The sequence below is a fragment of the Sphingopyxis sp. GW821-FHT10B01 genome (genome assembly GCF_059415685.1).
The window spans coordinates 233,925-260,544 of record NZ_JBWKNS010000007.1 but is presented as its reverse complement, the minus strand read 5'-3'; the positions used below and the strand labels follow the sequence as shown (position 1 = coordinate 260,544).

Annotated in this window: 24 protein-coding genes and 3 tRNA genes; 14 read left to right on the top strand and 13 right to left on the bottom strand. The window is 63.8% G+C overall.

Annotated elements, in window-relative coordinates:
- Positions 1 to 32 precede the first annotated feature (32 nt).
- The gene (locus AC07NV_RS20400; RefSeq protein ID WP_495168221.1) at positions 33 to 434 is read left to right on the top strand and encodes a hypothetical protein; all 402 of its coding nucleotides are present in this window, start codon (positions 33 to 35) and stop codon (positions 432 to 434) included.
- Here AC07NV_RS20400 and AC07NV_RS20395 read toward each other — a convergent pair.
- The 5 genes from AC07NV_RS20395 to tkt all read right to left on the bottom strand — a co-directional run bounded on the left by AC07NV_RS20395 (position 431) and on the right by tkt (position 6,282).
- Entirely contained in the window at positions 431 to 1,087 is a 657-nt protein-coding gene (locus tag AC07NV_RS20395; RefSeq protein ID WP_495168220.1) for an O-methyltransferase, read from the bottom strand. The genes AC07NV_RS20400 and AC07NV_RS20395 overlap by 4 nt on opposite strands.
- 3 nt (positions 1,088 to 1,090) lie before the next feature.
- Positions 1,091 to 1,981: a fructose bisphosphate aldolase gene (locus AC07NV_RS20390; protein WP_495168219.1), complete on the bottom strand. Its 891-nt coding sequence runs from the start codon at positions 1,979 to 1,981 to the stop codon at positions 1,091 to 1,093.
- A 76-nt stretch (positions 1,982 to 2,057) separates the two neighbouring features.
- A complete protein-coding gene (locus AC07NV_RS20385) occupies positions 2,058 to 3,254 on the bottom strand; it encodes a phosphoglycerate kinase (protein WP_495168218.1) in 1,197 nt (398 codons plus the stop codon).
- 16 nt (positions 3,255 to 3,270) lie between these two features.
- Positions 3,271 to 4,278: a type I glyceraldehyde-3-phosphate dehydrogenase gene (gene gap / locus AC07NV_RS20380; RefSeq protein WP_495168217.1), complete on the bottom strand. Its 1,008-nt coding sequence runs from the start codon at positions 4,276 to 4,278 to the stop codon at positions 3,271 to 3,273.
- Positions 4,279 to 4,314: 36 nt separating this feature from the next.
- Positions 4,315 to 6,282, bottom strand: coding sequence for a transketolase (gene tkt, locus AC07NV_RS20375; protein ID WP_495168216.1), 1,968 nt, complete (start codon positions 6,280 to 6,282; stop codon positions 4,315 to 4,317).
- Between the two features lie 168 nt (positions 6,283 to 6,450).
- On the opposite strand from tkt, the gene AC07NV_RS20370 reads away from it, so the two are divergent.
- The 4 genes from AC07NV_RS20370 (at position 6,451) to AC07NV_RS20355 (ending at position 8,147) form a co-directional block, all read left to right on the top strand.
- The gene (locus AC07NV_RS20370) at positions 6,451 to 6,657 is read left to right on the top strand and encodes a hypothetical protein (RefSeq protein ID WP_495168215.1); all 207 of its coding nucleotides are present in this window, start codon (positions 6,451 to 6,453) and stop codon (positions 6,655 to 6,657) included.
- Positions 6,650 to 7,093 (top strand): cell division protein ZapA, encoded by a 444-nt coding sequence (locus tag AC07NV_RS20365; RefSeq protein WP_495168214.1) that lies wholly within the window; start codon positions 6,650 to 6,652, stop codon positions 7,091 to 7,093. Before AC07NV_RS20370 ends, AC07NV_RS20365 begins: the two co-directional genes overlap by 8 nt.
- 233 nt (positions 7,094 to 7,326) lie before the next feature.
- Positions 7,327 to 7,920, top strand: a complete 594-nt coding sequence (locus AC07NV_RS20360) for a 5-formyltetrahydrofolate cyclo-ligase (protein WP_495168213.1) — start codon at positions 7,327 to 7,329, stop codon at positions 7,918 to 7,920.
- A complete protein-coding gene (locus AC07NV_RS20355; RefSeq protein WP_495168212.1) occupies positions 7,917 to 8,147 on the top strand; it encodes a DUF2842 domain-containing protein in 231 nt (76 codons plus the stop codon). The genes AC07NV_RS20360 and AC07NV_RS20355 overlap by 4 nt, the downstream gene beginning before the upstream one ends.
- An 80-nt stretch (positions 8,148 to 8,227) precedes the next feature.
- Here the strand turns inward: AC07NV_RS20355 and AC07NV_RS20350 are convergent.
- Positions 8,228 to 8,304 (bottom strand) — tRNA-Asp (locus AC07NV_RS20350).
- Positions 8,305 to 8,347: 43 nt separating this feature from the next.
- A complete protein-coding gene (locus AC07NV_RS20345) occupies positions 8,348 to 9,574 on the bottom strand; it encodes an AI-2E family transporter (RefSeq protein ID WP_495168211.1) in 1,227 nt (408 codons plus the stop codon).
- 168 nt (positions 9,575 to 9,742) lie between these two features.
- On the opposite strand from AC07NV_RS20345, the gene AC07NV_RS20340 reads away from it, so the two are divergent.
- The 4 genes from AC07NV_RS20340 (at position 9,743) to AC07NV_RS20325 (ending at position 17,566) form a co-directional block, all read left to right on the top strand.
- Positions 9,743 to 10,744, top strand: coding sequence for a hypothetical protein (locus tag AC07NV_RS20340; protein ID WP_495168210.1), 1,002 nt, complete (start codon positions 9,743 to 9,745; stop codon positions 10,742 to 10,744).
- 11 nt (positions 10,745 to 10,755) lie between these two features.
- The gene (locus AC07NV_RS20335; protein WP_495168209.1) at positions 10,756 to 11,220 is read left to right on the top strand and encodes a hypothetical protein; all 465 of its coding nucleotides are present in this window, start codon (positions 10,756 to 10,758) and stop codon (positions 11,218 to 11,220) included.
- A 75-nt stretch (positions 11,221 to 11,295) separates the two neighbouring features.
- On the top strand, positions 11,296 to 12,387 hold the full coding sequence (locus tag AC07NV_RS20330; protein WP_495168208.1) for a hypothetical protein: 1,092 nt from the start codon (positions 11,296 to 11,298) through the stop codon (positions 12,385 to 12,387).
- A 67-nt stretch (positions 12,388 to 12,454) separates the two neighbouring features.
- Positions 12,455 to 17,566 (top strand): hypothetical protein, encoded by a 5,112-nt coding sequence (locus tag AC07NV_RS20325; protein ID WP_495168207.1) that lies wholly within the window; start codon positions 12,455 to 12,457, stop codon positions 17,564 to 17,566.
- Between the two features lie 76 nt (positions 17,567 to 17,642).
- Here the strand turns inward: AC07NV_RS20325 and AC07NV_RS20320 are convergent, their stop codons facing one another.
- The 4 genes from AC07NV_RS20320 to thyA form a co-directional block, all read right to left on the bottom strand.
- A complete protein-coding gene (locus AC07NV_RS20320) occupies positions 17,643 to 18,920 on the bottom strand; it encodes a dihydrolipoamide acetyltransferase family protein (protein WP_495168206.1) in 1,278 nt (425 codons plus the stop codon).
- Positions 18,921 to 18,924: 4 nt separating this feature from the next.
- Positions 18,925 to 19,929 carry an alpha-ketoacid dehydrogenase subunit beta gene (locus AC07NV_RS20315; RefSeq protein WP_495168280.1) on the bottom strand — a complete coding sequence of 335 codons (1,005 nt, stop codon included), beginning with the start codon at positions 19,927 to 19,929 and terminating at the stop codon, positions 18,925 to 18,927.
- Positions 19,930 to 19,961: 32 nt separating this feature from the next.
- Positions 19,962 to 21,257 carry a 3-methyl-2-oxobutanoate dehydrogenase (2-methylpropanoyl-transferring) subunit alpha gene (locus tag AC07NV_RS20310; RefSeq protein WP_495168205.1) on the bottom strand — a complete coding sequence of 432 codons (1,296 nt, stop codon included), beginning with the start codon at positions 21,255 to 21,257 and terminating at the stop codon, positions 19,962 to 19,964.
- A 93-nt stretch (positions 21,258 to 21,350) separates the two neighbouring features.
- A complete protein-coding gene (thyA, locus tag AC07NV_RS20305) occupies positions 21,351 to 22,286 on the bottom strand; it encodes a thymidylate synthase (RefSeq protein WP_495168204.1) in 936 nt (311 codons plus the stop codon).
- Between the two features lie 142 nt (positions 22,287 to 22,428).
- On the opposite strand from thyA, the gene AC07NV_RS20300 reads away from it, so the two are divergent.
- Together AC07NV_RS20300 and AC07NV_RS20295 are read left to right on the top strand one after the other, a co-directional pair.
- Positions 22,429 to 22,857 (top strand): JAB domain-containing protein, encoded by a 429-nt coding sequence (locus AC07NV_RS20300; RefSeq protein WP_495168203.1) that lies wholly within the window; start codon positions 22,429 to 22,431, stop codon positions 22,855 to 22,857.
- A 107-nt stretch (positions 22,858 to 22,964) separates the two neighbouring features.
- Positions 22,965 to 23,041 (top strand) — tRNA-Pro (locus AC07NV_RS20295).
- A 183-nt stretch (positions 23,042 to 23,224) separates the two neighbouring features.
- Here AC07NV_RS20295 and AC07NV_RS20290 read toward each other — a convergent pair.
- Positions 23,225 to 24,100 carry an N-formylglutamate amidohydrolase gene (locus tag AC07NV_RS20290; RefSeq protein ID WP_495168202.1) on the bottom strand — a complete coding sequence of 292 codons (876 nt, stop codon included), beginning with the start codon at positions 24,098 to 24,100 and terminating at the stop codon, positions 23,225 to 23,227.
- Positions 24,101 to 24,240: 140 nt separating this feature from the next.
- On the opposite strand from AC07NV_RS20290, the gene cpdR reads away from it, so the two are divergent.
- Entirely contained in the window at positions 24,241 to 24,618 is a 378-nt protein-coding gene (cpdR, locus tag AC07NV_RS20285; RefSeq protein WP_294036215.1) for a cell cycle two-component system response regulator CpdR, read from the top strand.
- Positions 24,619 to 24,689: 71 nt separating this feature from the next.
- Positions 24,690 to 24,764, top strand: a tRNA-Val gene (locus AC07NV_RS20280).
- Between the two features lie 60 nt (positions 24,765 to 24,824).
- On the opposite strand, the gene AC07NV_RS20275 is transcribed toward AC07NV_RS20280, so the two are convergent.
- Entirely contained in the window at positions 24,825 to 25,616 is a 792-nt protein-coding gene (locus AC07NV_RS20275; RefSeq protein WP_495168201.1) for an SDR family oxidoreductase, read from the bottom strand.
- Positions 25,617 to 25,721: 105 nt separating this feature from the next.
- On the opposite strand from AC07NV_RS20275, the gene AC07NV_RS20270 reads away from it, so the two are divergent.
- Complete coding sequence (locus tag AC07NV_RS20270; protein ID WP_495168200.1) at positions 25,722 to 26,591, top strand: alpha/beta fold hydrolase; 870 nt, start codon at positions 25,722 to 25,724, stop codon at positions 26,589 to 26,591.
- Positions 26,592 to 26,620 lie beyond the last annotated feature (29 nt).

The following is a 26,620-nucleotide window of genomic DNA, read 5'->3' as shown; positions in this document are numbered from 1 at the left end:
GCGTTCATAGCGGCAGGGCCAGAGACGGGCAAATGCTGAACAGACATCGCCTCATCGTCCCCGCGCTCGCCGCCACCTTCGCTCTGTCGGCCTGCGCCGCGACGGGCCAGCAGGCACCGCTACAGGATGGAAGTAACGTTGCACTGGGCCAGAAAGCCTTTGTCGACGGCCCGATCGTCCAGCCGGTAGAGGTGCTGGAGGACAGTCGCTGCCCGATGAACGCACGCTGCATCTGGGCGGGCCGCGTGCGCGTGAAAATGGTATGGATTCGCGGTAACGGCGAAAAACAGCCGTTCGAAGTGACGCTGGGCGAATCGACCCCGATCGCCGACGGCAGCATCACGCTCGAATCGGTCCGTCCCGAAAAGCGCACCGATGTGACGATCAAACCCGCCGATTATCGCTTCTCGCTTCGCTTCGCGGGCGGATATTAACGCACCCGCGCGAGAACGAAACCGTCCCATTTTTTCGCACCGACGGTCTGGACTGCGGTCGCATCGAGTCGCGGATCGGCGGCGAGCATGTCGAACAGCGCGCGCGTTCCGACGATGCGCTCGTCATCGCTGTCCGCATCCAGCACCCCGCCTTCGCGCACGACATTGTCGACGATAATCGTCGTCCCGGGCCGTCCAAGCCGGATGGCTTCGGCGACGTAAAGCGAATTGCTCTGCTTGTCGGCATCGATGAAGACGAAGTCGAACGGCGCTTCGTTGGTCATGGCGGCGAGGCTGGCCGCCGCCGGGCCGGTGCGAATGTCGACCCTGCCCGAAACCCCGGCGCGCTCGAGATTTTCGCGCGCAACCGCTGCATGATGGGTTTCGAGTTCGAGCGTCACCAGTTCGCCGCCTTCGGGCAGCGAACGAGCAAGCCAGATCGTCGAATAACCGCCGAGCGTCCCGATTTCCAGAATCCGCCGCGCACCGGCGATCTGCGCGAGAAGGAACAGCATTTTGCCTTGTGCGGCCGACACATCGATCGGCGGCAGACCCCGCGCGGCGTTGTTGGCAAGGGTGGCGGCAAGCACGTCATCGTCGCCGAGCAATTTGGCGGCGATATAATCGTCGACGGCTTGCCACCGCTCTCCCATCACCTAGGCCACAGAGGCCGCGTGAATTTCGCTGATCGCGCCGCCGAGCGACGCGTTGAACTCGTCGTCGCTCATCGGGTGGCGGAGATCTTCGAGCAGCGCGCGGCTGAAGCTCGCGATCATGCCGCGGTTCTTTGCGAGCTCGGCGCAGGCCTCGGGACGCGCAAAACCACCCGACAGCGCGACGACGCGTAGCACCTTGGGGTGATCGACCAGCGGCGCAAACAGATTGGCTTCGGCCGGGATCGACAGCTTGAGCATGACGGGCGCGCCGTCCCAGCTTTCGAGTGCGGCGGTGATTTCCTGGAGCAGCAAGCGGTCGGCGCCATCGCGCTCGGCGCTCTTGATGTTCACTTCGGGCTCGATGATCGGCACCAGGCCGTGCGCCGCGATGCGCTTCGCTTCGGCGAACTGCTGTTCGACGATTGCCTTGACACCCGCCGGGTTGGCGAGGTTGACGACGCTGCGCATCTTGGTGCCGAACACGCCCTTGGCGACCGCGCGCTCGCACAATTCGTCGAGGCCGGGGTTGGCCTTCATCAACTGGGCACCGTCGGCTTCGTCTTCGAGCCCCTTGTCGACCTTCAGGAACGGTACGACGCCGCGCTCCCAGAGCAATGCGGGGACGGGTTTGCCGTCTGCATCGCCGTCCATCGTGCGTTCGAACAGGATCGCACCGATCACCTTCTCGCCATTGAAACAAGGCGCGGTGACGATGCGGCTGCGCATCGCGTGGATCAAGCCGAACATTTCCTCATCGTTCGAAAAGGCGTCCTCGCCGATGCCATAGCCCTTCAATGCCTTGGGCGTCGAACCGCCGCTCTGGTCGAGCGCGGCAATAAAGCCCTGCCCCGATTTAATCTGTTCGAGCATTGCGGCGTTGGCGGTCGTCATAACGTCTCCGATGGTTTGCATACGTATGTGGCGGCGCGCATAGCGACCCTGCAAGCGGGACGCAATGCAGTGAAATTCAGGCTTTGAGTGCGTCTACACCCGGCAACGGCTTGCCTTCCATCCATTCGAGGAAGGCCCCGCCGGCGGTCGAAACGAACGTGAAGTCGGCCGCGACCCCGGCATGGTTGAGCGCCGCAACGGTATCGCCACCGCCCGCGACCGAGATCAGCGATCCCTCGCGGGTCAGTGCGGCAGCCGTCTTCGCCAGCGCGACCGTAGCGGTGTCGAACGGCGCGGTCTCGAACGCGCCGAGCGGGCCGTTCCACACCAAAGTGCGGCAATTTTTGAGCACATCGGCAAGCGCTTCGGTCGCCGCGGGGCCGATATCGAGGATCATTTCGTCGGCGGCCACCTCATGCACATTCACCGTGCGCGTCGGCGGGTTCGGGGCGAACTGTTTTGCCACCACGACGTCATACGGCAGGTGGATCGTGCAGCCCGCGCTGTCTGCGGCGTCGAAGATCGCGTTGGCCGTGTCGACCAGGTCATGCTCGCACAGCGACTTGCCGACATCGACCCCGCGCGCGGCGAGAAAGGTGTTCGCCATACCGCCACCGATGATCAGATGATCGACCTTGCTGACAAGGTTGCGCAGCACGTCGATCTTGCTCGACACCTTGGCGCCGCCAACGACCGCGGCGACCGGATGCGACGGGTTGCCGAGCGCGGCGTCGAGCGCCTTGAGTTCGGCCTCCATCGCGCGGCCGGCATAAGCGGGCAGACGGCGCGCGATGCCTTCGGTCGAACCATGCGCACGGTGTGCCGCCGAAAAGGCGTCGTTGACGTACAGGTCGCCGATCTCGGCCAGTGCATCGGCAAAGGCCGGATCGTTCGTTTCCTCGCCGGGGTTGAAGCGGGTGTTTTCGAGGACCGCGACATCCCCCGCAGCGAGCACTGCTATGCCCGCCTTGGCGCCCTCACCGACGCATTCGGGGATAAACATCACCGAATGGCCGAGCACATCTTCCAGGCCGCCCATCACCAGGCTGAGCGACTGGGTCGGGTTCTTCGCGCCTTTCGGGCGCCCGAAATGCGCGAGAAGCAGGACGATGGCGCCCTTGTCCGACAATTCGCGGATCGTCGGCATCGCGGCCCGAATCCGCGTCACGTCGCTGACCGCGCCTTCGAACATCGGGACGTTCAGGTCGACACGCACGAGCACGCGCTTGCCGGTGACGTCACCGATATCGTCGAGGGTTTTGAAAGCGGTCATCGACGTTTCCTTTAAATCAGAGGAACTTGGCGATCACGCCCGCGGTGTCGATCATGCGGTTCGAGAAGCCCCATTCATTGTCGTACCAGCTGAGCACGCGCACCAGCTTGCCGTCGATCACCGCGGTTTCGAGGCTGTCGATGGTCGAGCTGGCCGCATTATGGTTGAAGTCGATCGAAACCAGCGGCTCGTCGGTGTAGCCAAGCACGCCCTTCAGCGGGCCTTCGGCCGCAGCCTTGAGCAACGCGTTGACTTCTTCCTTGGTGGTGTCGCGGAGCGGCGTGAAGGTCAGGTCCACCACCGACACATTCGGGGTCGGAACGCGGATCGACGACCCGTCGAGCTTGCCCTTGAGTTCGGGCAGGACCAGGCCGACGGCCACCGCGGCACCGGTCGAGGTCGGGATCATCGACATTGCGGCGGCGCGAGCGCGGCGCGGATCGTCGTGGATCTGGTCGAGGATTTTCTGATCGTTGGTATAGGCGTGGATCGTGGTCATCAGGCCGCGCTCGATACCGATCGCTTCATGCAGCACCTTGGCAAAGGGTGCGAGGCAGTTGGTGGTGCACGACGCGTTCGAGATGATCAGGTGATCGGCGGTGATCTTGTCGTCGTTGACGCCGTAAACGACGGTCAGGTCGACTTCCTTGGCGGGTGCCGAGATCAGCACGCGCTTGGCGCCGGCGTCGAGATGCTTCTGGCCGCCGGCCTTGTTGGTGAAGAAGCCGGTGCATTCCATCACGATGTCGATGCCGTTCGCGGCATGCGGCAGCGCGGCGGGATCGCGCTCGGCGGTCACCTGAATGCGCTTGCCGTTGATGATCAAGTCGTTGCCGTCGATTTCGACGGTGCCGTTGAAGGCGCCATGCACCGAGTCATGGCGCAGCAGGCGGGCATTCGCCTTGGCATCGCCCAGGTCGTTGATCGACACCAGTTCGAGATCATGGTCGGTACGTTCCAGAATGGCGCGCGCCACATTGCGGCCGATGCGCCCGAAACCGTTGATTGCAACCTTCACTGCCATGTCGAAAAATCCTTTCTGCGTGGGGCCAGCTGGTCCTTAGTTGCCGAGCTTTGCCAGAATCTGGGGGGTAATCGCATCGGCGGTCAGACCGAAATGCGCGTAGAGGTCGTCGATCGGCGCCGAAGCGCCGAAGCTGTCGATACCGAAGCGCAGACCGTGACGACCGGTATAGCGTTCCCAACCGAAAGTCGTGCCTGCCTCGATCGAAACGACCAGCGCGTCGTCGGGCAGGATATCGGCCTGATAGGTCGCACTCTGTTCGTCGAACAGTTCGGTCGACACCATCGAAACGACATCGGCGCCATGCCCAGCCGCTTCGAGCTTGTCGGCGACATCCATCGCGAGCGATACTTCCGAGCCGGTTGCGACAAGCACGACCTTGCGCGCCGCGGCGGCATCGCGAAGGCGGTAACCACCTTTCAGACAAAGATTTTCGGTGACGTCATGACGCAGCGGCGGGAGGTTCTGACGCGTCAGCGCGAGCAGCGAAGGCCGGTTTTCCTGCGCCAGCGCAAGCGCCCAGCATTCGGCGGTCTCGACCGCGTCGGCGGGGCGCAGAACGAGCAGATTAGGCATCGCTCGCAGCGACTGGAGATGCTCGATCGGCTGGTGCGTCGGGCCATCTTCGCCAAGGCCGATACTGTCGTGCGTCATCACATAGACAACGCGCTGCTGCTGGAGCGCCGACAGGCGGATCGCAGCGCGGCAATAGTCGGCGAACACAAGGAAAGTGCCGCCGTAGGGCACCACGCCGCCATGAAGCGCCATGCCGTTCATAGCCGCGGCCATCCCGAATTCGCGGATGCCATAATAGATATAGCGGCCAGAATAATCATTTTTTGTCAACGGCTTGGTCGACGAAGTTTTGGTGTTGTTCGAACCGGTCAGATCGGCGCTGCCACCGATAAGCGCCGCGATATCGGCCGTCAGCGCGCCGAGCGTGTTCTCCGACGCCTTGCGCGTCGCGACTTTCGGTGGCTCGGCGACGAGACCGTCGAGATAGGCCTTGAAGGCATCGCCGGGAACGACCTTGCCGCTCAACCGAGCTTCAAATTCCTTTTTCTTTTCGTTGCTTGCAAGGCGAGTGCTCCATTCGACATGAAGCGCCTTGCCCTTTTCGCCGAAGGCGGCCCACGCCGAAGCGACATCGGCCGGAATGACGAACGGTTCGGCAGTCCAGCCGAGTTCCTTGCGCGCGGCGGCAATCTCGTCGGCACCAAGCGGCGCGCCATGCGTCGCCGACGTGCCCTGCTTGTTCGGCGCACCGAAGCCGATGATCGTGCGGCACGCGATCAGCGACGGGCGCGGATCGGCGAGCGCGGCGTCGATCGCGCGGCGGATGTCGGCGGGGTCATGCCCGTCGCAGCTTTCGACGTGCCAGCCGGTCGCCGCATAGCGCGCCGGAATGTCTTCGCTTGTCGACAAATCGGTCGAGCCGTCGATGGTGATCTTGTTGTCGTCCCACAGCACGGTGAGGCGGCCAAGGCCGAGATGGCCCGCCAGACCGATCGCTTCGTGGTTGATGCCTTCCATCAGGCAGCCGTCGCCCGCGATCACCCAAGTGCGGTGATCGACCAGATCGTTGCCATAGAGCGCATTGAGGTGGCGTTCGGCGATCGCCATGCCAACCGAGGTCGCAAGCCCCTGCCCCAGCGGTCCGGTCGTCGTCTCGACGCCTTCGAGCTCGAAATTCTCCGGATGGCCGGCGCACGGGCTGTGCAGCTGGCGGAAATTGCGAATGTCGCCCAACGTCGGGCGCGCATAGCCCGCGAGGTGCAGTGTTGCATAAGCAAGCATCGAGCCATGGCCCGCCGAGAGAACGAATCGGTCGCGATCGGCCCATTTGGGGTCGGTCGGGTCGAACTTCAGATAGTCCGAATACAGGACGGTGGCGACATCGGCCATGCCCATCGGCATCCCCGGATGGCCGCTGTTTGCGGCCTGTACGGCATCCATCGCAAGCGCGCGGATTGCGTTGGCGAGCTGGCGTTCAGGCAATGTCATTGGTCCCCCGGAAATGGCTGGGTAGACGCCGGACGTAGCGTCTGGATCGGATGCGGACAGCCCTTTGCGGTGGTGGGGGCAGGAGTCAACCGCCCGTGAAGGAAAATCCGCGCATTTTGGACCGACAGGGCAATTGCACCCCCTCCCTCGCGCTGCTAACCCATCGCCATGGAACTCGATCTCGACGAATCCAGCCTGGCCATCGGCCGTATCGAACGCGCGCTTAGCCGCATCGAAAAGGCCCTGACCGACCGCGCAAACCGGCCACCTGAGGCCGTGGCCTCTCCCACGCCCGACCAATCGGCGCTGAAAGCCGAAGTTACCGCGGTGATCGGTGAACTCGACCGGCTGATTGCGGAGGCCGACCGTGGCTGATGTCAAACTGACCATCGCGGGGCGCCCCTATGATCTGCATTGCGCCGACGGGCAGGAGTCGCAACTGCTCCAGCTCGCCGCTATCGTCGATGAAAAGGCCCGCGAAATGGCGGGCGGGACCGAGGTTCGCCAGCTCCTCTTCGCCGCGCTGATGCTCGCCGACGATGCGCAAGATGCGAAGGGCAAGGTCGAAAGGTCCGAGCCCCAATCCGATTCGCTTCGCGCCGCCGTGGCGCTCGCCGAAAGCCGCGAAGCGGCGGCGCGCGACGAACTGCGCGGCGCGATTGCCCGCGAGCAGGCCGCGCTCAAGGACCTTGAGGCGGCGCGTCAGACGGCACCCGCTGCGCCTTCCACAAAGCCCTCGAACGACCGCGCCCTGCTGCAAATCGCCGAACGGATCGAAGCGCTCGCCGCGAAAGTCGAGCAAATCCCTTGAGCGAGCCAGCTCGCCACCCTACATAGGGGGCGGCGGGTACTGCCCGGCACGAGCTTTTGCGAAAATCCCTGAGGCGATACATCATCCTAGGGGGCTGTCCCTGCCCGGACCCTGGTCCGACGTACATGGTCCCCACCTGACGTTACTGGCGTCAGAGGATCTTCCAGCAAACGACCTCGGCGGTCCCGCCAACCGATTGAACCAGTCCAGATCCCAAGTCTCAGAGGGAGGCGATGACCGACTTGTCCGCCGATCTGGTCCAGCAAAAGCGGAAATTGCGCGAAAGGCTGCGTTTTCGGCGTCGCCATTTTGCCGCGAATCTCGACGGCATGGCACAACTGGCAGCCTTCCGTGCGCTCCCCGCGCCGCTTTCCGACCTTCTCGCCGATCACGCCACGATCGGCGCCTATGTTGCATGGGGCGATGAGCCCGATGTCATTCCGATGTTCGCGCCGATCGCCGAAGCGGGTGCGCTCGCCCTGCCCCATCACGCGCGCCGCGTCGCCGAAATGGATTTCCGGCGCTGGCGCCCAGGCGACGCCCTGGCAAAAGGGCCGTGGAGCACGCAGCAGCCGGCCGGCGATGCCGAACTGGCCGTTCCCCACCTCATCTTCTGTCCGCTCGTCGGATTCGATCGCCAAGGCGGCCGAATCGGTCAGGGCGGTGGCCATTATGATCGCTATTTCGCGGCGCATCCCGATGCCTTGCGGATCGGCATCGGCTGGTCGGTGCAGGAAATCGACGCAGCCCCGCGCGAATCGACCGACATCGCGCTCGACGCGATATTGACCGAACAAGAATTCATCCTCTGTGGAGACCGCCTGTGAGCCAGCACCCCATCGACCCCCAACCGAGCTGGCGCAAACCCGCCGGCATGTTCCTGATCCTGACGCTGATCGCGGTGTGGACGGTGATCGTCGTCAGCGTCTCGCCTTGGGTCGGAACCTGGCCGGTGCTGGTGCAGGCGATTTTCTATCTGGTCGCGGGGATCGTCTGGATCATGCCGCTGAAGCCGCTGTTGCGGTGGATGGAATTGGGGAAATGGCGCGGCTGAAGCGCCGCGCCATTTTCCAATATTCCAGCGATGGAATGGTCCCAAGACGCGGTGGCCATTCCGTCCGAAAATGGAAGGAATGGCGCGAGTGACGGGGCTCGAACCCGCGACCTCCGGCGTGACAGGCCGGCACTCTAACCAACTGAGCTACACCCGCGTGTGCTTGGGAGCAGCGCCAATATGCGGCGCGCTCCGGCCTGTCAACCGTCGCTTTCCTCATGCGTGCGATTTAATCGATCGCGCACCTCGTCGGTCGTCGTCAGCGTCCCGTGCTCGAACAGGAAACCCGCCAGATCGGGCGTCCCGGTCGACGCAAGCACCGTCTGCAAAATCAGCAGCAAGGGCACCGCGAGCAGTGCGCCCGGCGTCCCCCACACCCATCCCCAAAAGCTTAGGGACACGAGAATCAGCAGCGGATTGATCGTCAGCCGCTTGCCAAGCACCAGCGGGGTGATGAGATTCGCCTCGACGAGATGGACGCCGATGAAGATCAGCGCGGGCAGCAGCGCGATACCAACTGCGTCGAAGGTCATCAGCCCGCCGAGTCCCAACAGCACCGCGGCAACAATCGGCCCCAGATAGGGAACGAAATTGCAGATGCTGACGATTCCGCCCCACATGAACGGCGACGGCATCCCCAGCGCCCAGAGCAGCAGGGAGACAGTCAGACCGAGAATCGCGTTGATCATCGTGATCGTCGCCAGATAGTCGGCGGTGGCATCGACGACATTCTGGATCACGCGTGCAGTCTGCATCGCGCCGTCGAAACTGCCGCGCCGCCGAATCGTACCTTTGCGCAGTCGCGTCCAGCCGGCGAGGAAGAAGAAGATGACGAGCACCGCGAAGAAGAGCTGGATCGCTGCCGCAGGTGCCGATGTAATGAAATAATCGACAACCGAGGTCGGCGCCGTCGCCGCCACCGCCTGCGCCGTCGCCTCGGTTCCGCTTGCAACCGACATCAATGTGCGGTCGACAAAGCGTTGCAGGGTTGAATAAAAATCGATCAGCGGCGCCAGATTGCTCTGGATGCGCGGAATCGAATCGGGGAGCCGCGCGAACCAGCCCGTCGCTGGCACGACGATGATCGCCAGCGCCGCGTTGATAATCGCGAGGAAGGCTGCCAGCGCAAGGAAGGCCGCCAGTGCCGATGGCACTCCGCGTCGCTCGAGCCATTCGAGCAGCGGAACAAGCGCAATCGCGATGACGATCGCGGCGGTCAGCGGCAGAAAGAACTCCGCGCCTGCCTGCAACGCAAAAGGCAATCCGAGGCAAAAAGAGGCGCCGAGGATGAGCGCAAGCGCGGCGAGGAGCCGGTCGCGCCGGAAATCGTCGATCTCGATCTGGTGCAGCGGATTGGTCCGCGGCGGGCGCGTATCTTTGCTCCCCCTGTCGTCCGCCACCCCTGCTCTCCTCGTTAACCGCCTCATCTTACGCGCGCTTTACTTTTTGCGCCAGTCGCCCCGTTTGCGACGAACATAGGGCCGCGTCTGTCCCCATCTGGGTCAAAATCCGTCCTTCTTCCTGCTTTTTAACCAGAAATTACCCTTTATCGACGACTGAGGGCTCCAAGGACCAACCTATTCGGAGTCACAGTAATGATGAAAGCGCCTGTGGGGGGCGCGAAGCATCAGCTTCTTCCCTCTTGTTCAGCACTCGCCCTGCTGGCCGCGCTCGCGCTGCCGGCGCAGGCTCAAGCCGCAGGGACGCGTGCCGGCTCGACGATCAGCAACACCGCAAGCGCCAGCTATGACACGGGCGGCGGTCCAACGACGATCGATTCGAACCGCGTCGACCTGCTCGTCGACGAATTGCTCGACGTCACCGTTGACTCGAGCAACCCCGCCGACGTTCCGACGACGCCGGGCGCAACGGGGCAGGTCCTGACCTTCTCGGTCACCAACAACGGCAACGGCGTTGAAGCCTTCGGCCTCAGCACGATCGCAAATGCAGGCGGCGACAATTACGACCCCGTCGTCACGCAGATCTATCTCGACAATGGCGACGGCCTTTTCGATGCCAGCACCGACACACTCTATACGCCGGGCGCGAACGATCCGACGCTCAACCCCGATGCAGCCATCATCGTTTTTGTCGTCGCCACGACGCCGGGAACGGTTGTCGACGGCAACCGCGGTATCGTCAGCCTCGTTGCCGCGGCAAAGACGGGTACTGGTACGCCCGGCTACAGCTTTGCCGGCCAGGGCGAAGGCGGCGGCGACGCTGTCGTCGGCTCGACGGGGGCCGACGGGCAGGATACCGGCGCGTTTGTCGTGTCCGCGGCGACTGTCACGCTCGTCAAATCGGCCATCGTCACCAATTCGCTGAACACGGCGGACCCGATCCCGGGCGCAACGATCACCTATACGATCGTCGCGACGGTCGCGGGCAGCGGGTCGGTCAGCGGTCTTGCGATCACCGACAATATTCCCGCGGACACCATCTATTTCCCCGGCTCGATCACGCTCGGCGGCAGCGGCCTGTCCGACGCGCCAGACGCCGATGCCGGCGATTACAATGGCACACGGATCAATGTCGCACTCGGCACCGTTGCCGGCGGCCAGACCCGCACCGTCACCTTCCGTACCACGATCAAATGATGGAGATGCGCATGCGCACCGTTCTCTTCCTGTTGCTCGCCATGATTGCGCCGGGCCAGGCGCTCGCCGCAAACCAGGTCGCGCTCGACAACAATGTGTTCGTCGAACGTGTATCGACCGACGCCCAGGGCAAGCAACGCATCTTGCTCGAAGAGCCGAAGGTCGTCGTTCCCGGCGACCGGCTGGTTTTCGTGCTCAACTATCGCAATGCCGGCGCACAGCCGGCGGATAAATTCGTGATTACCAACCCGATGCCTGCCGCAGTCCGCTTCGCAGACGCCGGCGACACGCGCCCTCTGGTTTCAGTCGACGGCGGCAAGCAGTGGGGACTGCTTTCCGACCTCTCCGTTCGGATGACCGACGGCACGCGCCGTGCGGCGCAGCCTGCAGACGTCACGCACGTCCGCTGGGCTTTCCAGAAACCGATCCCGGTCGGCGGAACGGGCAAGCTCATGTTTCGGGGAGTTGTTAAATAATCGAATGAATTAAACCGCTTAACGGTTGCCAGCGGTGGGGAAACGGCAACCAACATAAAGCCCAGGAGCTCAGCTATGACCAGCAAGCTGACTTATATGGGTGTCATCGGTCTGGCGACGCTTTCGAGCGTCGCCGCCACGCCGGCATTTGCCGCCGGAACGACCGCGGGCACCACGATCACGAATACCGCTACCGTCGACTATCAGGTCGGTGGTGTCACACAGGCACAGCAGCAGGCGGCGAACAGTTTCATCGTCGACCGCAAGATTAACCTGCTTGTCGAAGAAGTCGGCACGGTCACGACCAGCGTCGTCCCCGGACAGGCAAACGCCGTCACGACATTTCAGCTGACCAACAGCTCGAACGAAGTGCTCGACTTCGCACTTGTGGCAACGCAGATCGTGGGCGGCACCGCCGCGCACGGCGGCGGCGACACGTTCAATGTGAACAACATCCGCATCTATCGCGACAACACCGTGACGGGCACCATCGGCAGTTGGGATGCAGGTGACACGCTGATCACCGCCTATGTCGACGAACTTGTTGTCGATACGGCGATCCGCCTGTTCGTCGTCGCCGATATCCCGACGACGCTCGCGATCCCGGCCGTGGTCAACGGGGCAGTCGCCGGCGTGACCTTGCGCGCGACGGCTCGCGAAGGCGGACTTGCCGGCACGCAAGGCGCAGCCATCACCGAAACCTTGGGCGCGAACACGGCGGGCAAGGACACCGTCTTTGCCGATATCGCGGGCGTCGCCGGCGATATCGCGCGCGACGGCTCGCATAGCGACAACGACGATTATACGGTGCAGACGGCAACCCTCGCGGTCGCCAAGAGCAGCCGTGTCATCTCGGATCCGTTCAACAATACGACGAATCCGAAATTGATCCCCGGTGCAGTGGTCGAATATTGCATCGCCGTCGCCAACAGCGGCGGCGCCGCAGCGACCTCGGTGGCGATCAACGACGCGGTTCCCGGCCAGTTGACCTTCGTCCCGGGTTCGATCCTGCTCGGCGGCACTTATACGGGTTCCATGCCCAGCGGCACGTGCGACTTCAACGGCACCGCGGGCGGCAGCTACTCGGCGCCGAACGTGTCGGGGATGATCGCTTCGATCGCCGCTGGCACGTCAAGCACGCTCGTCTTCCGCGCGACCGTCAACTGATCGAGTAAAGAAGGGAGCAGCGGGTGCGGCCCAAGAACCGCCTCTCGCTGCCCTCTTTCAAGCTGATATGGCACTGCACACCAAAATTTCCGGCCTTGTGACCGCCTTGGTCGCAGCAGCGTTGCTGCCTGCGATCCCTCCGGCGCGCGCGCAGGTGATCACGAACATTGCCTCGGCGCAGTGGACGCACGACGGGCAACCCGGTCAGGCGCTGTCGAACCGCGTCGATGTGACTGTGACGGCGCGTCCGCCCGAGCGGCCGACGATTACGACGTACCGGCTCACCAACGGCGGCGGCGACAAATCGGTGCCGTTGGCGCCAACCCAGTGCAGCCGACCGGAGGCGCGCGCGGCGGCTCGCGGTTCAGGCAACGCAACCAGCGCAATCCCGCTAAGCGGCGTCTATGAAGGCATCTCCACCGCCCCAGCGTCGCTGCAAAGCACCGACAATTTCCGTGCCGGCGAAGTGCTTGTCGTCGGGGTAACGCTCGCATCGGCGAACACCGATCCGCAGCAGCGCGACACTCTGCCCGTCGTCCTCGAACTCGAAAATGGCGACCGTGAACAAATCATATTGACCGAGACCGCAAACAACAGCGGCGAATTTGTGGGCATCATCAACACGATCGGCGTTCCGCCTGCTGTGGCCCAAGGCGATTGCCGTCTGTCGGTCAATCCCGGTGCGCCGCTGACACTGCGCGTCACCGATCAGGCCAGCGCCAGCCTTGTCGCGCTTGCAACGATCAACTTTCTCGTCGACCCGTTCGGCATCGTGTTCGACAGCGGCGACGGCGCGCCCGTTGCCGGCAGCCGCGTGACGATCGTCGACGCCGCGACCGGTCAGCCCGCGCAGGTGTTCGGCGATGACGGCATTTCGGCCTATCCTTCGAGCGTCGTCACCGGTCAGGGCGTCACCGACGCAGGCGGTACGACCTACAACTTCCCGCCGGGCGATTACCGCTTTCCATTCGTCGCGCCGGGGACCTATCGCCTCGTCGTCGCGCCGCCCGCGCCCTACACCGCGCCGTCGAAATCGAGCGCCGCCGATCTCGCGGGCCTCCGCCGCCCCGACGATGGCCTGCCCTTCACGATCACCGGCGCCAGCTATAGCAATGCCTTCACGCTGAACAGTCCGGCGCCCGTCCGCGTCGACATTCCGGTCGACCAGCCGGGCCTGCCGCTGATCCTGCGCAAGACGACCTCGACGCAGGTCGCGGTGCCTGGCGACGTCATCCAATATCGTATCGAGGTCGCGAACCGCGACACGCGCCGCAACACCGGCGCGGTGACGGTGCGCGACGTGCTGCCCGCCGGCATGCGCCTGCGCGCCGACACCGTGCGCGTCGATGGCGTACGCGTCGACGCCGTTGTCTTGGCTACTGGCCGCGAGTTCGCCGTCACGCTGCCTAGCGTCGCCGCGTCGCGCTCGGCCCTGCTCACCTATCTGGCCGAGGTCATCGTATCGGCACAGCCCGGCAACGCGCTCAACCGCGCCACCGCCACCGACAATCGCGGATCGACGAGCAATATCGCCGAAGCGACGATCGCGATCAAACGCGACCAGCTCGGCGACCGGATGACGATCATCGGCCGCATCACCGATGGCGGTTGCAGCGTCGATCCGGGCAAGGCCGACGGCATCGCTGGCGTGCGCGTAATGTTACAGGACGGCAGCTACACCGTCACCGACGAGGATGGCCGCTATCATTTCGAAGGCGTGCGCCCCGGCCTGCATGTTGTGCAGATCGATCCGTCGACCTTGCCGCTCGACCGCGAAGCTATCGATTGTGCTCGCTCGACGCAGAGCGCCGGCAGCGCAATCTCGCGCTTCGTCGAAGGCCGCGGTGGTGCGCTGAAGCGCGCCGATTTCCGCGCCGTTTCCAGCGCGCCACGCGCAGCGCCGAACAGTGCCGTCATCGAAACGCCCAAAGTGATGAGCGACCCCGAGGCTGCGGGCGCTGGTCGCGACTGGCTTGCGGGGCAAACGCCAGGCATCGGATGGCTCTTTCCCGACAGCGACCACAATCCGCGCTCCAAGGCGATCCGCGCTGCAATCAAACACGCGCCCGGACAGACGGTATCGCTGCGGGTGAATGGCAAATCCGCCGACGCTCTGACCTTCGAAGGCGTCAGCAAGTCGGCTGACGGCGGCGTCGCGGTCAGCCTGTGGCGCGGGCTCGAAATTCGCGAAGGCGAAAACCGCCTCGTCGCCGAAGTGAAGGATGCGGGCGGAAACCTCGTCGAAACGCTCGAACGCAACATCCATTACTCGATCACCCCAATGCGCGCGTCGCTTATCCGCGAAAAATCGGTTCTCGTTGCTGACGGCGTCACGCGTCCGGTGATCGCGGTGCGCCTGACCGACCGCGACGGCAAGCCGATCCGCGCCGGCCTGACGGGGGATTTCAGTGTCCCTGCCCCATACTATCCCGCCGTCGAAGCCGATGCGCAGCAGGCCCGCCAGCTCGCCGGCCTCGAGCGTGCGCAGCCGGTATGGAAGATCGATGGCGACGACGGCATCGCCTATATCGAGCTCGAGCCGACCACTGCGTCGGGCACGCTCGCGATGGATTTCACCTTCCGCGACGACAAGGTGACGCGCAAGCAGACGATCGAAACCTGGCTCGATCCGGGCAATCGCCCGTGGACCGTGGTCGGCTTTGCCGCGGGAACGCTCGGCTATAATATGCTCGACGACCGGATGGAGCCGGCGGCGGAGACGCTCGACGACCTGAACGCCGACGCGCGCCTCGCGCTCTACGCAAAGGGCCGTGTACTCGGCAAATGGCTGATGACGCTGGCGTATGACAGCGACAAGGACAAGGACGATGCACGCTTTGGCGGCGTGATCGATCCGCGCGCCTATTACACCATCTACGCCGACCGTAACGAGACGCGCACCGACGCCGCATCGGTGCGTAAACTCTATCTCCGCCTTGAACGCCCGCAATTCTATGCGATGTTCGGCGATATCGAGACCGGCATTTCGGAGCCCGAGCTCGCTCGCTATCAGCGCGCGCTCAACGGTGGCAAGGCCGAGTATCGTGGTCGTAATGTCGCCGCAACGGCGTTCGTCGCCGACACACCCTACCGTTTCCGCCGCGACGAAATCCAGGGTAACGGCCTGACCGGCCCGTACCAGCTCGGCGCGAAGGACATCCTCCCGAACAGCGAGCGGATCGTCATCGAAACGCGCGACCGGCTGCACAGCGAGCGCATCGTCGACAGCGTCAGCCTGTCGCGCCACGTCGATTACGACATCGACTATCTGTCGGGCACGATCCGCTTCCGCGAGCCAGTGCTCAGCCGCTCGTCAAACCTCGACCCGCAGTTCATCGTCGCCGAATATGAGGTCGACGGCGTCGGCCAGCGCGTGCTCAACGCCGGCGGCCGCGTGAGCTATCAGTCGAACGACGAGAAATTGCGCGTCGGCGCGACCTTCATCCATGATGAGGATGGCAACGCCAAGACCAACCTCGGCGGTATCGATGCACGCTACCGCCCCACCATCGAGACCGAAGTGCGGGCCGAGCTCGCGGTCAGCGATGCCAAGGCGACCAACGGCAGCACGACCGCCGACGGTACTGCGAAGGCATGGCTGATCGAGGCCGAGCATCACAGCAGCAATGCCGACTTCCTCGCTTATGTACGCGAACGCGAGGCGGGCTTCGGCACCGGCCAGCTCAACAGCGGCGAGAATGGCACGCGCAAATTCGGTTTCGATGCGCGTGTGAAAGCCAGCCGCAATCTGTCGGTGACCGGCAGCGCCTGGCAGGAAGACTATCTCGACACCAATGCCCGCCGCCGTGCCGCCCGTACGCTCGTCGAATATGACAATGGCACCAGCGTGGCGCGCGCCGGGCTGACTCACGCCGATGACCGATTGAGCGACGGAACGCGCAACCGCTCGAACATCGTGCAGCTGGGCGCCACACAAAGGCTGTTCAACAAGCGGCTCGAACTCGACGCGCAGACCGAATTCGCGCTGGGCAGCAAGGATGCGAGCATCGATTTCCCGACCCGTCACCGCCTGGGCGCGCGCTACGCGATCAACCGCGACGTCAATCTGGTCGGCAGCTACGAGATCGCTGACGGCGATACGATCAAGGCGCGCACCGCGCGGCTGGGTTTTGACCTGACGCCTTGGTCGGGCGCGCGCCTTCTCGCCACCGCGAACCAGCAGGAAATTGGCGAATATGGCCCGCGCAGCTTTGCTGCCTATGGCTTGTCACAGTCGCTGAAGCTCGGCGAACGCTGGTCGGTTGATGTGTCGGTCGATGGCAACCGCACCATCGGCGGCATCAGCGCGCGCGACGTGCTCAATGTCGACCAGCCGGTCGCCTCAGGCGGTTTTCTCGGCGGCAATGGCACGCTGACCGAGGATTTCCTGGCGATCAGTACCGGCGCGACCTATCGCGCCGACCGCTGGACGCTGACCGGCCGCGCCGAATATCGCGATGGCGAAATTGCCAATCGTTACGGCCTGACGCTCGGCGGCCTCCGCCAGCTCGGCGAAGGCCGCGCGCTCGGCGCACTCTTCACTTACGCCAAGGCGAGTGGAGCCGGCGCCGCGCCGACAACTGAAGTGATCAACTTCGAAATGAGCTGGGCGCACCGCCCCGCCGATTCGCAGATTTCGTGGCTCAACAAGAGCGAGTTCCGTTCGGACAAGGTCCGCGACGCGGTCGCGGGTCAGGCCGGTCCGATCGGTGGTCCGTCGCTGACAATCGACGGCGACGCGACGAGCCGCCGCCTCCTCAACAGCCTGTCGGTCAACTGGACCCCGCTCGGCGACCGCGGGTTCGGCGAAGGCTGGAACGAGCGCGCCGAAATCGGCTTCTTCTGGGGCACGCGTTACAATTTCGACCGTTTTGGCGTCGATGACGTCAAGGGCTGGTCGAACCTGATCGGCGCCGACTTCCGCTTCAACCTTGGCGAGCATGTCGATGTCGGTGCGTCGGGCACCGTCCGCGTGGGCACCGACGCCGATACGGTCAGCTGGGCGGGCGGCCCGACGGTGACGCTGGCCCCGATGACGAACGCGAATATCACCTTCGGCTATAATTTCGCGGGCTTCCACGACCGCGATTTCGAGGAAGCGCGCTTCTCGCGTTCGGGCGCCTATGTGACCTTCAAGCTGAAGTTCGACCAGACGAGTTTCGCGGGGCTGGGGCTATAACCGGCTGGCGCACGTAGCGAAGGAATCCGGGGCAACGTCCACTGCCCCGGATTCCTTCGCCGCTACAGCCTCGCAATCAGTCTGCGAACAGCAGAACCGGCGTTTCGACCAACTTCTTGAGCGCCTGAACATAGCTCGCCGCATCCCAGCCATCGACGACGCGGTGGTCGCAGCTGATCGACAGGTTCATCAGCTTTGCCCGGCGAATCTCGTCGCCGTCGAAAACCGGACGTTCGACGATCTTGTTCGGGCCGATGATCGCGACTTCGGGACGGTTGATCACCGGCGTCGTCGCGATCCCGCCGAGCGGGCCGAGCGAGGTAACGGTCAGCGTGCCGCCGGTCAGTTCCTCGACCTTCGCCTTGCCGGTGCGCGCGGCTTCGGCAAGGCGCGTGATCTCGCTGGCGAGCTGCCAGACATTTTTGTCCTGCGCGTCGCGGATCACCGGGACCATTAGCCCCGCATCGGTCTGCGTCGCCATACCCAGATGCACCGCGCCGTACCGCGTCACCACACCGCCTTCGTCGTCATATCGCGCGTTGATCATCGGGAATTGCGGGATGGTGCGGCAGATCGCGACGATCAGGAACGGCAGCATCGTCAACTTCGGACGGCCGCCGCGATTGGCGTTGAGGTCGGCACGCATCTCTTCGAGCGCGGTGACGTCCATTTCCTCGACATAGGTGAAGTGCGGGATCGCACGCTTCGACGCCGCCATATTCTCGGCGATCTTGCGGCGCATGCCGATGACCTTGATCGGCTCGTCGGCGCGCGCGCGCGAAGCACCCGGCGCGTTATATCCCTGCCCGCCGCTGTAACGGAGGAAGGCGTCGAGATCGGCGTGGCGAATACGGTCGCCTTCGGCGTGCACCTGACCCAGATCGACGCCCAGATCCCTGGCGCGCGCGCGAACCGCGGGCGATGCGAGGACGGCGCGGCCATGACTGGCGGCCGCGACCGGCGCAGGTGCAGGTGCAGGTGCAGGCGTCGGTGCGGGAGCCGCGGCCGGCGCTGCAACCTCGGCGACGGAGATTTCCTCGGCGCCCGGCGTTTCCGCCACAATCTGTTGTTCGGCCGGCGTATCAGCCGGCGGTGCGTCGACCGAACCCTCTTCGTCGGTTTCGATCACTGCCAGCGTCGAGCCGATCGGGATCAAGTCCCCGACCTCGCCCGCCAGTTCGACGACGATCCCCGAAACGGGCGATTCCATTTCGACGGTCGCCTTGTCGGTCATCATGTCGGCAAGCTGCGCGTCTTCCTCGACGCGCTCGCCGATCTTGACGTGCCAGGCGACGATTTCGGCCTCGGCAATGCCTTCGCCGATGTCAGGCAGACGGAATGAATAACGGGCCATGGCGTCAGTCCTTCAAAATCTTGGTCAGCGCGGTCGCGATGCGCACCGGGCCGGGGAAATAGGCCCATTCGAGGCTATGCGGATAAGGCGTGTCGAAGCCGGTCACGCGCTCGACCGGCGCCTCGAGGTGATAGAAGCAGCGTTCCTGCACCAGCGCGGCGAGTTCGGCGCCGAAGCCCGAGGTGCGCGTCGCTTCGTGGATGATCAGGCAGCGGCCAGTCTTCTTCACCGACGTTTCGATCGCCTCGATATCGAGCGGCAGCAAAGTGCGCAGGTCGATGATCTCGGCGTCGATACCCATTTCCTCGACGATCGTCTTGGTGACATGGACCATCGTGCCATAGGCGAGGATGGTGAGCGCTTCGCCCGGACGCACCGTCGCAGCCTTGCCGAGTTCGATGCGGTAATGCCCCTCGGGCACTGTGCTCGCGTCATGCTTCGACCAGGGTTCGACCGGGCGGTCGTAATAGCCACTGAACGGGCCGTTATAGATGCGCTTGGGTTCGAGGAAGACGACGGGGTCGTTATCCTCGATCGCCGCGATCAACAGGCCCTTGGCATCATAGGGGTTCGACGGGATCACCGTCTTCACGCCGCAGATGTGGGTCATGATGCTTTCGGGCGACTGGCTATGCGTCTGGCCGCCGAAGATGCCGCCGCCGAACGGGGTCCGCACCGTCATCGGGCAGATGAAATCGCCCGCCGAGCGATAGCGCAGGCGCGCCGCCTCGCTGACGAGCTGGTCGAGCCCGGGATAGATATAGTCGGCAAACTGGATCTCGGGAACCGGGCGGAGGCCGTACGCACCCATGCCAACCGCGACGCCGATGATGCCGCATTCATTGATTGGCGTGTCGAACACGCGCGTCTTGCCATGCTTTTTCTGCAAGCCCGCAGTGGCGCGGAACACGCCGCCGAAAAAGCCGACATCCTCGCCCATCACGACCATGTTCGAGTCACGCTCGAGCATGACGTCCATGGCGCTGTTGATCGCCTCGATCATGTTCATCGTCTTGGTGGCGGTTTGGGTATCGGCGCTCATCATTCGGGCTTCCAGTTGGGGCCGAACTTGGCCTCTTGCTCGGCGAGCATCTGTTCGCATTGTTCCTTGAGATGCCAGGGCAGCTCTTCGAACACATCGTCGAACATCGTTTCGAACGGCTGGTGCATGCCGTGGCCCAAGATGCCGAGTTTCTCCGACTGTTTCTGGGTCGTCTTGACCAGATCGTCGAGCTCCTTGGCTTGCGCTTCGTGGCGCTCGCTATCCCATTCGCCGAGCACTTCAAGATGCTGGCGGAGGCGGTCGATCGGGTCGCCGAACGGCCAGATCGTCGGCTCTTCGGCGGGGCGATAGGCGGTCGGATCGTCCGACGTGCTGTGACCTTCGCTCCGATAGGTGAAATGCTCGATCAGCGTCGGGCCATTGTTCGTGCGGGCGCGATCGGCGGCCCACTGTGTCGCGGCATAGACCGCGAGCGGATCGTTGCCGTCGATGCGCAGGCCCGCGATGCCGTAACCCACCGCACGTGCCGCGAAGGTCGTGCGCTCGCCGCCGGCAAAGCCCGAGAAGCTCGAAATCGCCCACTGGTTGTTCACGACGTTGAAGATCACCGGCGCATTGTAAACGGTCGCGAAGGTCAGCGCCGAATGGAAGTCGCCTTCGGCCGACGAACCTTCGCCGCACCATACGGTCGCGATCCGGCTGTCGCCCTTCGACGCCGACGCCATCGCCCAGCCTACCGCCTGCGGATATTGGGTCGCGAGGTTGCCCGACACGCTGAAGAAGCCATGCTCGGGCGCCGAATACATGATCGGCAGCTGACGGCCCATCAAGTGATCGCCCCGGTTCGAATAGATCTGGTTCATCATCTGGATCAGCGGATAGTCGCGCGCGATCAGGATGCCCTGCTGGCGATAGCTGGGGAAGCACATGTCGCCGCGATCGAGTGCCAATGTCGAGGCGACCGACGTCGCTTCCTCGCCGGTGCACTTCATATAAAAGCTGGTCTTGCCTTGGCGCTGCGCCCGGAACATGCGGTCGTCGAACGCGCGAACGAGCATCATGTAACGAAGCATCGTCCGCAACCGCTCGGGCGAGAGCTTCGGATCCCACGGACCCTTCGCCTGCCCGTCGAAATCGAGCACGCGGACAAGGCCGTAACAAAGGTCGCGCATCGCATCCGGCTTCGTGGCTTCGCTCGGGCGCGGGGTCGCATCGACAGCGGGAACGTCAATATCGCCAAAATCGGGCGTATCGCCAGGGCGATAGCGCGGTTCGGGGATATGAAGCGACAGCGGCGGCAAATTGCTCGCCGGGCGCCGATCCGTTTCGGTCATCTCTTCATCCCTTTGAAGACGCGAATCGCGCCTAGTTATATTTCAACGTGGCGACATATTATTACGGTCACCATACGAATGCAACGGCAGCCATCAGACCGCGACGGGCGCGGAAATATGCGCTTGCGGCACATAATCCTCGACCGCGAAATCCTCGAACTTATAGTCGAAAATGCTGTCAGGCTGTCGCAGGATACGCAGCTTTGGGCTGCCTCCCGGCGCGCGCGACAACTGTTCTTCGACCAGATCCGCGTGGTTGAGGTAGAGGTGGACGTCGCCGCCCGTCCACACCAGTTCGTGTGCACGAAGGTCACATTGCTGTGCAATCAGGCGCGTCAGCAGCGCCGCTTCGAAAATATTGAAGGCAAAGCCCAGCCCGAGATCGCACGAGCGCTGGAACAGCAGGCATGATAAACCGCCGTCGCTACGGACATGAAATTGATAGGTCATGTGGCACGGCGGCAGTGCCATGCGGTCGAGATCGGCGACATTCCAGGCCGTAAAAATATGGCGGCGCGACCCGGGATTGTTGCGCAGCGATTCGATCAGTGCCGTGATCTGATTGTGCCCCTGCGCGGCGCGGCGAAAGAGCCCCTCGCCGGCCGGCTCGTACCGCGGCCAGTTCACCCATTGATGGCCGTATACCGGGCCAAGGTCGCCCCACTGTAACGCGAAAACCTCGTCAGCAATGATCCGCGCCTCGAACGCCTCAGCGCTGATCGTGTCGCCGGTCTCGCGGCGATATTTATCGAGCGGCCAGTCGGTCCAGATCTTGACCCCCTGCGCGACGAGCGGCCGGATGTTGGTGTTGCCGGTCAGGAACCACAGAAGTTCGCGGAGCGCCGTTTTCCAATAGACTCGCTTGGTCGTGAGCAACGGGATCGCATCGTCCTGCAGCGAGAATCGCATCGTCTCGCCAAACAGCGACCGCGTCCCGACCCCAGTGCGATCGACACGTTTGTCCCCCTCTACCCAGATGCGGCGCATCAGGTCGAGATATTGCAGTTCATAATGGATGGAATCAGGCAAGACTCACTCCCGGTTTTTGCACGTCGTTGCTAGGCCCCGCGCCGCGCGCGGACAAGGGACCAGCAGGGATGGCGTCACAAAGCCTCCGATGCGGGGCAGTCCGACGTTGGAAATCACACCCTCCCGGCGCATGGGCCCGGCGATGACCCTGTTCGAACCCGCTGGCAAAGCGCCCGATCCTTCTGCGCTGGCCGGATTCGTGCCATGCCAATCCGAGGACGCCGTTGCGCGCCAGTTGCTGCGCCCGCTGTTCGACGACGAGCGCGAAACGCTGCTGCTTGCCGGATTCGATGCGTTTGAAAGATTGGCCCGGTTCGAACGCGTCGATGGCGACGGTACAGGCCGCTGCGTCATCCCCTCGCACTGCTGGCGCGGCCTGCTGAGCGGTCGCATCGCCGCAGTCGTGATAGCGCACAACCATCCGTCGAGCGTTGCACGGCCGAGCGATGCCGACATACGCACAACGCACGAAGCCGCGTATTTCCTGCGGACTATGGGCATCGAACTGGTTGATCATCAGATTTTCGTTGCGAGCGGTCATTTCAGCTTCCGGACTGCCCAAATGCTGTAGTCCGGACAATCATGTTCGATGTGCCGATTGCCGCTTGAAGTTCGCAGATTGCGCGTCTAGAGGACCGCCCTGCCTTCGCGGCGACCCCGGTCGGCGCGCAGATCGGTCGGGGAGTAGCTCAGCCTGGTAGAGCACTGTCTTCGGGAGGCAGGGGCCGGAGGTTCGAATCCTCTCTCCCCGACCAATTTCTTTATATATTGCAGATTCTGCACCGTCTCGACTTGTAAGTCGGCGCACAACGTCTTAAATCCATTCTACACCGCCGTGGTTTTCCCCCTTTCCACCGCGGTCAGTGCCCCGTCATCTTTGGCGCGGGCGCGTCCTCCCTGGACCCTGGCCACCTCGTACTTCGGTACGGGGTGGTTTTTTATTCGGCAGCTTGCGGAAATATTTCAGCGTCGGGCCGCGCCTTGCTCGCGTCCATGACGAGCCCGGAAAACCAGCGCGCAAGCCGCGCGATGCGCCCGGTATCGGGCAAACGATCCGGTGTCAGGTAGAGGCTGCGGTCGATTTCGATTTGAACCGCATGAGTCCCCTCGGCCGGTCGCCCGTGCGTCCGAATGATATGGCCGCCGGCATAGGGCTGGTTGCGCGACACCGGCTCCCCCAATCGCTCGGCCGAAGCAACAACCAGATCGACCAGCCATTCACCGGCGGTTCCGCCAAACCGGTCGCCGACGATGATTCGCGCGCCGTGCCCCGGCTGGCCCGGGGGAATCGACGGCATCGAATGCAAGTCGATCAATATCGCATGGCCGAAGCGGTCGCGCGCCGCGGCCAATTCGCCTGTCAACGCGGCGTGATAGGGTCGGTGAAACGATTCGAGCCGCCAGTGCAAGCCGGCGTGGTCGATCGGCCGCTTCCACAGCGGGCCGCAATCGGCGAGTCGTGTCGGCACCACGCCCAGCCCTGCCCGTTCCTTGCGTCCCGGTGCAGAGAATTGCGCGCGCAACGGCAAGGCGACTTCGCTTGGCGCCATCTGGCCTTCTCCGCGATTGCAGTCGGCGACAGCGCGCGCCCACAGCGCCTGAACGACGGTTGCTCCTGCGTCGTGAGCTCCCGCGGCGATCAGGTCGCACCACCCATCCTCGAGCCGTTCCAGATATTGCTGGTCGACCCGCGACGCCGCCAGTATTTCCGGTGGATAGAGGCGCCCGGCGTGCGGCACCGACACGATCACCGGTCCGCTCGACGCCGGCCGGTTGACAGCGATGGCGGCGGGCGGGATGGTGCGGGACGGCATAAAAGACGGGTGGCAAAAAAAGCAGGACGAATCCAGCGTCCCGCGTCAATTTGTTAAATCTCTGACGCTATGCAGGGCTTTGCAGAGGGTGCAGTCGACCGGAACCGGCCGCATCGAAGGACCAGAGGACAGATTTCAGCATGATTCGTATTTTGCTGGCCGAAGATGATGACGTGATGCGCGAGTATCTCGCGCGGGCGCTGACCAGCGCCGGCTATCACGTGACCGCGGTCGATCGCGGCACCGCCGCCGTGCCCTATATCGATTCGGGAACCTTCGATCTTTTGCTGTCGGATATCGTCATGCCCGAGATGGACGGAATCGAACTCGCGCAGCACACGGCGAAGGTCGCACCGCAGACGCAGGTCATGTTCATCACCGGTTTTGCCGCCGTATCGCTGCGCGCCGAGGAAAATGTGCCGCAGGCGAAGCTGTTGTCGAAGCCCTTCCACCTCAAGGATCTGGTGCGCGAAGTCGACAATATGTTCGGCCGCGCCGACCGGTCGAGCCAACAATAACGACAACGACGTACGCGAAGGGCTTGCCAAGCCGCGCCGGGGATATTAGGGGCCGCGTCACCCCAAGGGATGGGCGTGTAGCTCAGTGGTAGAGCACTGTGTTGACATCGCAGGGGTCGCAAGTTCAATCCTTGCCACGCCCACCATTAAAAACGCCGCCACCCTACGGGTTGGCGGCGTTTTTGCTGTCGGCCATAGCGGCGCAATCAAGCCATTCCGCGTGCCACATCGCCGCGCGACGCATCGCCGATCTGGCTGCCGCCGTCGCAGTCGAGAATCGTCCCGGTAATATAGCCCGCAGCGGGTGAGCAGAGGAACACCGCCGATTCGGCAACCTCCTCGACCTTGCCCCACCGCTTCATCGCGATCCGGTCATAATGCGACTGCCGTGTCTCGGCATCGGGCGCGAGGCGCTTCATGCCCTCGGTATCGGCGATCGGCCCCGGCGAAATCCCGTTCACCCGCACCTCGGGCCCCCATTCGAGCGCGAGGACGCGAATCAGCTGGTTGATCCCGGCCTTCGCAGCGCAGGCATGTGCCTGCAACGCCGAGGCATTGACCGCCTGCCCGGCAGTGATTGCGATCAGCGACGCACCGGGACGGTTCAGCAGATCGTGGCAACCGCGGAACACGTTGAAGGTACCGTTGAGGTCGATATCGATAACGGTGCGAAACGCATTGGCCGACATACCCAACGCCGGGGCGAGGAAGTTTCCGGCCGCGCCCGAGATGACGATGTCCATCGGGCCGAGCGCGCCCGCCACCTGCTCCATCGCCGCGCGGATCGCCGCATAATCGCGAACATCTGCCGACAGGCCGATCGCGCCCTTGCCGATTTCAGTCGCGGCTCGCGCCGCCTTTTCGGGATCGCGCCCCACCACCGCCACTTTCGCACCGAGCTCGGCAAACCGCTTGGCGATGCCAAGATTGATGCCGCTCGTACCGCCGGCGACAAAGGCCGTCTTGCCCGCCAGCAGGTTATCGCGAAATGTCGTCATGCTTCTCTCCCTCGTTCATGCCAGCCGACCAATGGCACCGATGCGGGGTTGACGGATCGGAACCAGTCGCCTTTTGAAACTGGAACAGACAGCAAGGACGAACCGATGGCAAGTGCCGGCCCCACCTCGAACAGCTTCATCTCGCAGCGGCTCAAGCTGCACTATGTCGACTGGGGCAATCGCGGCGCGCCGCCCCTGCTGCTCGTCCACGGCGGCCGTGACCATTGCCGCAACTGGGACTGGGTCGCCGAAAAGCTTCGCGATCGCTATCATATCATCGCCCCCGATCTGCGCGGCCATGGCGACAGCGCATGGTCCCCCGACGGCAATTACGCGATGGACGGCTTTGTCTATGATCTCGCCCAGCTGATTCACCAGCTCGACCTCGGTCCGATCTCGATCGTCGCGCATTCGATGGGGGGCAATATCGCGCTGCGCTACACCGGCCTCTATCCCGAGAATGTCCGCAAGCTTGTCGCGATCGAGGGACTCGGGCCGTCGCCCAAGGTAATCGCCGAACGCACGAAGACGCCCTATGCCGAACGCTTTCGCAAATGGATCGACGACAAGCGCCAGGCTGCGGGGCGCACTCCGCGCCGTTACGCAACGCTCGACGATGCGCTCGCCCGCATGATGGGCGAGAACAGCTATCTGACCGAGCCACAGGCCCGCCACCTCACCGTCCATGGCATCAGCCGCAACGAAGACGGCACGTGGAGCTGGAAGTTCGACAATTACCTCAACGTGTGGCCCGCTTTCGACATGCCGCGCGATGACATTGCGGCGCTGTGGGGCGCCATCACCTGCCCCACCCTGCTCCTCTATGGCGCAGATAGCTGGGCCTCGAATCCCGAGAAGGACGGGCGTATCGAGCATTTCAACACCGCCAAGGTCATCGAGTTCGAAAACGCCGGCCACTGGCTGCACCACGACCAGTTCGACCGGTTCATGTCCACGCTAGACGAATTCCTCTAAACAGGCGGCAGCTCCGCGCGGCTGTGCGC